The organism is Halolactibacillus alkaliphilus (assembly GCF_900115465.1).
GTDB classification, from domain to species: Bacteria; Bacillota; Bacilli; order Bacillales; family Amphibacillaceae; genus Halolactibacillus; species Halolactibacillus alkaliphilus.
Window position 1 is genome coordinate 1 of record NZ_FOWN01000059.1, and the last position, 6,564, is coordinate 6,564.

The 6,564-nt window shown below is 36.8% G+C and carries 7 protein-coding genes; 1 reads left to right on the top strand and 6 read right to left on the bottom strand.

Going from position 1 to position 6,564, the window contains the following annotated elements:
• Window positions 1-243: IS200/IS605 family transposase (tnpA, locus tag BM163_RS13475; protein ID WP_143088207.1), on the top strand; the 243-nt coding region annotated here is incomplete at its 5' end.
• 316 nt (window positions 244-559) lie between these two features.
• Here the strand turns inward: tnpA and BM163_RS13480 are convergent.
• From BM163_RS13480 to BM163_RS13930, 6 genes are all read right to left on the bottom strand, one after another.
• The gene (locus tag BM163_RS13480; protein WP_220083672.1) at window positions 560-1,642 is read right to left on the bottom strand and encodes a DUF8451 domain-containing protein; all 1,083 of its coding nucleotides are present in this window, start codon (window positions 1,640-1,642) and stop codon (window positions 560-562) included.
• A gap of 579 nt (window positions 1,643-2,221) precedes the next feature.
• A complete protein-coding gene (locus BM163_RS13485; RefSeq protein ID WP_089803689.1) occupies window positions 2,222-3,607 on the bottom strand; it encodes a TcaA second domain-containing protein in 1,386 nt (461 codons plus the stop codon).
• 109 nt (window positions 3,608-3,716) lie between these two features.
• A complete protein-coding gene (locus BM163_RS13490) occupies window positions 3,717-4,601 on the bottom strand; it encodes a zinc ribbon domain-containing protein (RefSeq protein WP_089803690.1) in 885 nt (294 codons plus the stop codon).
• 463 nt (window positions 4,602-5,064) lie between these two features.
• Complete coding sequence (locus BM163_RS13495; RefSeq protein WP_229675583.1) at window positions 5,065-5,607, bottom strand: restriction endonuclease; 543 nt, start codon at window positions 5,605-5,607, stop codon at window positions 5,065-5,067.
• A 318-nt stretch (window positions 5,608-5,925) separates the two neighbouring features.
• The gene (locus BM163_RS13500) at window positions 5,926-6,129 is read right to left on the bottom strand and encodes a hypothetical protein (protein WP_089803691.1); all 204 of its coding nucleotides are present in this window, start codon (window positions 6,127-6,129) and stop codon (window positions 5,926-5,928) included.
• A 103-nt stretch (window positions 6,130-6,232) separates the two neighbouring features.
• The coding region (locus tag BM163_RS13930) for a transposase (RefSeq protein ID WP_220083673.1) at window positions 6,233-6,564 on the bottom strand (332 nt) is incomplete at its 5' end.

Consider the following 6,564-nt stretch of genomic DNA (forward strand, 5'->3'; position numbering starts at 1 on the left):
GTTCATTTAATGGTGTCATTTCACCCTAAATATGCGCCAAGTAAAATTGTGCAAGCTTTAAAAGGTGGGTCGGCAAGGATGTGGTTTAAAGCACATCCAGAAACAAAAGCAACATTATGGGGAGGGCATTTATGGTCTGGGAGCTACTTCATGTCTACGTTAGGCCATGTATCAAAACATATCGTTAAAGACTATATCGACAACCAACTAACCGAATACAATGCGGGTCGCCCGAGACGCTGATTCACCACGTCACTAAAGTAACGTGTTCTCTCAGCTGGCGACCCGTATAGATTACGGGAGCTCATTCATGTTGAGCAAACATATTAAAAACACAAAAAAACACTTGCCTTATAATGGATTTATTGAAAATTAGGTCCTGTTATTCACCTTTAAGCTTTGTCACCTGAAATCGCCTATCAACCTAATTTTCTGAAAAGCAGCAAACCCACCAAGATTCAGTCTAGGGTCTGAACTTTACCAATCCTAGATACCTTCTTGGCGGGTTACTTTTACTAAGCAAAATAAAAAGCCCACCACACTGTGATGAGCTCTCCATTTATCTGTTAGAGTAATACTTTTGATTTCTGCTTGTTGGCTTGTCGGGAATGGTCATTTTGAGAAGGCCTCCTTTAATTAAAGGATTAAGTATTTTCTGCCTAAAATGACCTCTATTATTAAGCCCCATAAACTGTTGCATTTCTCCCCTTGTTCGTGGGGTCCTGCAAAACTCTAATAACCCTTTAATATCCTCATTATCTTGGTTGGTATCTTGGACGGTATCTTGGTTGGTAGCTTGCGTGGTCAAAGGAATAATCGTCTTAAACACATCACCTTCAATAAATTCAGGATCGGCACCTGAGTATATCTTGTTGTATTTATAAATGTTCCTGACTCCCGATCCAAGTTCATCAACCCATCCGATTTCTTTAAAGAACTTTGCAATCTTAGGATTTTTAGGATAAGGTGAGAAGTTCTCGGGGTCAATCATTCCATTTCCGTGAGGCTTATTGCCATTTTCGATAAAGACTCTGTCCTTCTCAACGACCAACTTCGCAGGAAATGGATTTGAGAATTCTCTATGAATCAACAAGTTTGAGATCGCTTCTCTGAAAATCTTTTCCCTTAAACTCACACGCTGATCACCTTCAAGATAGAATTTGTCATTAAGATGCTTCGCAATAAACTGCATCAATCTTTCATAGCTTCTTAGAAGATTCACCCTAATATCATCCCGGTCATCATACCTGTCGAGGTTTTCCCTTCTTAAAATTGCATCTGTTCTATAGTGTGGAAGCGCTGTTTGAATCATCAGCTCACTTCCAAACATCAAAATACCTGCAAGGGTAATACCTTGCTCACCTGTGCTCTGATCCTTTAAATACATTCCTGTACTTTTCAGCAGTTCAATGTTATCCATCGAAACCCAGGGGTGACCAGGTTTTAAGTTCCCAACTGTTTTTCTAACCGTTGTAAACATTTCATCTTCCAGCTCTTCCATGTCAGCATAGGGAAAAATTCTATTTTCTGTATATGTGACTTGCTTTCTCATGTACAATCCAGATACTGGATTTGTATTATTTGTAATGTCAAAATCTCCATCTTCGTTTCGATAAAAGATTTTCCCCTTACAACGATGCACCTGAGAACTCTCTGGTACGTTAATGTGAATATTGCATTGAAATAGAGCCACTTGAGCGGAGTTTAGAGCCACTGAATGCACGAAATAGAGCCACCGAGGGCGGAGAGAGCCAGTCGGTGGCAAGGGTTATGTGTCGCGAGAAGTAAGCGTTGCGCGGCACTTTCCATCTCGTCTATCTCAAATCTCTTTTCTAAGTGATGGATGTGCATGATTTTCAATGCAATAGTCAGTTTTCCCTCTCTACTACGATCACCTCACGCCGCATTCAAACAATGACGTTCTATTTTATTAAGTGAGTAACCATTATATCGCCCGCTGACGTCGATTAGGCGACTTAGCACATGTTAGTGTTCACTATCTTATTATTTTGCAGCACCATAAAAAGGTCTACATTTTCAGTAGACCTTTTAGGGTATAACATAATGAAAGATTCATTATTGACAATAGAGAGAACTATTACAGTGACTATCCGATCGTTATCATTGACCTAACCTTTTGATTTTAAATAGGCTGCTTTCACTCATATTCTCTCCTATAATGGTTATACAACCAAATAATCTTTTAAGAATTATCACTTATTTAGTCTACAAGTGATACAGATTCAATGGCATACATACCGTCATCTAAGATCTTCATGTCACCCGTGAACATCAGTTCAAAATAATCACCCGCTGAGCCGTATTCATTCACTGATAATTCATATGTCACGCGAACAGTTGTTAAATCAATCACATCGTACTCTTGGAGGTACACGCGGTAATACACACTCGAAATGTCGTCATTATCACGGTAGCGCTTCCCTGTGTTTTTATATGTGTTGAAAAGATCATTATCCCGACCATCAACTAAATAACTAGCAAGTGTATCTAATTGTTCATCTGACTCCTCATCAGCTAACACACTTGCTGCACGATATACTTGGCCAATCGTCTGTTCAATATCATATGACGACACACTCGGATACACCTGGATATTGTACTCGTATCTGTTTGGGTCAAGTTGAACTTCTTTTTCTACTTCTTCACCCGTATCAAGTACGGTGCTAAATGTCATCACTAAGTCTTCTTGCCAAAGAACAGGACCAAAGAATCCCTCACCATCAACTAAGTCACCAATAGGTGACTCATTAACTAATACCGTTGCCGTATCTACATCAGAGTAGATATAAAATTCAAATGTTTCAAAATCCACATACATTTCGGGTATATAACCTGACTCGTCAGCAAAGAGAATGGCTTCTGAATGTTCAAGTAACACCTCTTCACCTGCAAGCGTCGTTTCAACAACAACATGATGAATACCTGGTGCAACTGGACCTACATGAGCAGTGCTAGCGTCTTGCATCGTCAGTTTATCTTCTGACCCTTCGTAAGTCACATCAATCTTCTCAACATTTGTCATCACATAAAACTCTACTGGGGTAATAACTAAGATATACTTATCAAACAAACCTAGATGTTTCCCCTGTTGACGAATATAGAGTTGATCATAGTAATTAAAGCTATCTTTATCTCTCATTAAAAATCGCAGCATATCATTATATGCCTCAGGACGAGTTGAAAGATATTCAACGAACGGTTGAACGGATGCTTCAGTCACCTCAAATGCCGGATGATTAGATTCTATCACTTCACTATATGCCTTAGCATCTAACGTTTTAATCACATCCATAAGCCGATCACGTTGCGCCTCAAAACTGTAATAATTTTCTGCCCACTTATACGTTCCTATCAGGACGAATAAAAGAACAATACCTAAAATGAGTAACAGTTTTGTCGACGTTGCCATTGGTTTTTTAGGTTTTGATTTTTGCTGTGTTGCATTATTTGGCTGGTGCTTCTGAACAACTGCTTGTTCAGAAGTTAATGGGGTCTCTTTTACAACATGTGTTGTTAGGGGCGTTCCACATGATTTACAAAACTTCTTATCTGAATCATTTTTCGTTCCACAGTTTTTACAATACATTTCGTCACCTCTACTTATCATTTCTAAATCAACCGCAAAATAAAAGGGTAATGGTTACTTTCACACATTACCCTTGGCTATAAAACATTATATTATCCGTGTAACAGTATTAAAACATAAACAATAAATCATAAAGAATATTTTCCATATCCATCATCATACTGCCCATAATGGAATCACTCACGACGAGCACAAGAACAATTAACGCAATATAAGAAAGAATAATGCCATAGACAACATCAAGACCGATCTCTTCTGATAGTTGACTCTTAAGCGCAAATAATACAGACACGTTAATGGTTGTCGTAACAAGAAACATAAAGGATAGTACTAACGTAATAAGTCCGTAGTTGTTAAAGACGAGTAAGATCATTGACAACAGTAATAGTACAACCGGCAATGTATGTAGCGAACCATACGCGCCTAAGACTGCTTTAAATGACACATTAACACGCATCAGACGACCTACACCAAACAATACAGCGACCATAACTAAGGACACAATCGCTAAAATAACAAATGGTTTTATGACAACGTCAAAAAATGGTACTTGCATGTAGGAATTAAAAGTTTGTAGCATAAAGAAAAATAATAATGGCATTAAGAATGAATAAAGCCCTATTGTCGTTATACCATGAAGCTGAATATCTGGATGTTGCATTTGTTTAGCTGTTTTAAAAGGTGATTTAAGCGCTACTTTCGCATAGTTCAAGTAATTGATCGCATATACTTTCCCTTTTTCAACATATTCATGTTCTTGAATCTGAGCAATCGTTTGTTTTACTGTATCTGTTGTCGAACTATTTGATGTATGATGTGTTTGTGTATCCGTATCCTGAGCTTGTGTATTACTCGTCTCATTGCTACGCTCACTAATTGGTTGTTCTGCTGTATTTCCTGCTTGTTGATTTATTGTCTGAGCTATCGCTGCACCACAGTTCGTACAAAATTTCGCATCATTTTCTAGTGGTGCCCCACAATTATTACAGATCATAGTTGGTCTCCTTGTGATTGTTTATTAGTTTTTGCCTTCATGATTACGTACCTCTTCATAACTGAGTTACTAAATATAACGACTGTTTATTCAGCTTTTTAATAAGCACTGATCACCACCTTTCTTCATTTATCCTTCAAATGTAGAGAATGACATAACAGCTTCTTATATTACAAATAAATATTATTTTAACTTTTTTTATATTTTTAATTAAAATAATACAATTTTACCTCTACCATCCTATCATATACAGCAAGTCGGCATTAAATCAAGCACTTTTGATACTTTTTGAAGATAATACAAAACATTCATTGCTCATCAAATACTTTTAATAATGGTATTGTTTGATAATTTAATTATGCCGCTCAAACAATTGAAATATCTGATCCGTTCGATCTCTAAATTGAGCATATTTTTTCTTACGCATATTTTTGGTATTGATTAAAGGTTAATGATGTGTCATTTAACCCTTTTGATTTGTCTCCTTAACTATAGACGCATGCGTCTGCTTGCCATTATTAAAGATAATCATTTGATTCATCAACTGTTCTCTTGTCACAAGCTTGACACCATTAGCTTTTGCTAAGTTTATTGCTGGTTGTGTATAAAAACGGTTTGAAACAACCCATGCGTCTGTCGCACGGTAGTAATCCTTTGCCCCAATAACTTCTTGTACTGCTTTTATGCCTACATTTTTCGCATAACGCTTAGCTTGAACCACAATCTTATTGTTATCTTTTTTAAGCACCAAATCCGCGCCATAATCGCCTGTCTTTGGAGTGAGCGAGACTTTATAACCTTGGGATTCGTACAGAATCTTTAAGTAATCTTCAAATGTCGTTCCCTTCATCTGGTCAATTTCTTGAATGCCTGAACGTTTCAACCTTGAACGACGATAATACATAATCGTCAAATGATATAATGTAACAAGTAACAACATGCCGCCAATATAAAACCAAAGTTCTCTCATAGCAATGAGTGTCTCTATCAATACATTCCACGTCATAACTGTTTCCTCCCTTATAGAACATTTTGTTTATTATCTGCTCTGTTCGTTTGCTCGGTTGATTAGTCCTCATGGTATGTTAAAACTAAAGGCGTAGAGAAAAAGGTAGTATAATATTTGGTGTTGGTGAAGGGATTTTAAGTGAGGCATCTAACTACCTATCTGTCGCTCTGAATTTTAAAATAGTTAAAAAACGGATGATCACTACTTTTATTCAGGTGCTTCCTTTTTTGTCAAAAAATAATTGAAGGCTGCTCAGAATATTCTAATTTAATTATACGATGCTAGTGAGAAGTTCTGATTAGAATTGGTAAATGCTCACGCAATAAGTGGTAAAACCCTCCGCAAAGATAGGTAAAAAAGATCGCAAGCTTGGTACATTTTCAATGCAATATTCAAAGTGGTTGATTCTTTCGATACTTGAAATGCAACCGTGGATTTCGTCTGTGTTTTTTGATTGTTCATTTGATGCTGCGATTTACTCTTTAAAGTGACGGGTACAATATCTTGTTTATTGGTCATAAAATTATCCTCCATTTCAATAAAGTGGTTCTTTGTCAAATAGGGTTGGTGAGAATTTTTAACCAATAATTTCAAACTTATATTTCACATGTTTCGGCTCTTTTTATGCAGCTGAAACATGTGTTTTATTTTGTGGTTTTTTCTTCTGTGGTTCAACTGGTTTGTACGCAAAATGTAAAAGAATACGGTTCTTATAGTTTTTGAAATTACGATAACCATAAGCCACCCGATTTAAGACTTTGATTTTATTATTAATGCCTTCAAAGCGGCCATTATTGTAGGTATAGTTAAAGCTGTTTTGAATGTGTGGTAAATGTTCACGTAACGTCTTTATACTCGTTTTCATATAACTAGAAATATTTACGTCAAGTTTCTCCTTCACGATCTCTTCGAGATCGTCAAAGTTTCTATCACCAAAGGCTTTAAAGAAGCGTT

Bases quoted from the DNA above. Each gene is read 5' to 3' on its own strand.
- BM163_RS13495 (WP_229675583.1), bottom strand. From the start codon at position 5,607: ATGACGTGGAATGTATTGATAGAGACACTCATTGCTATGAGAGAACTT.
- BM163_RS13490 (WP_089803690.1), bottom strand. From the start codon at position 4,601: ATGATCTGTAATAATTGTGGGGCACCACTAGAAAATGATGCGAAATTT.
- BM163_RS13485 (WP_089803689.1), bottom strand. From the start codon at position 3,607: ATGTATTGTAAAAACTGTGGAACGAAAAATGATTCAGATAAGAAGTTT.
- BM163_RS13500 (WP_089803691.1), bottom strand. From the start codon at position 6,129: ATGACCAATAAACAAGATATTGTACCCGTCACTTTAAAGAGTAAATCG.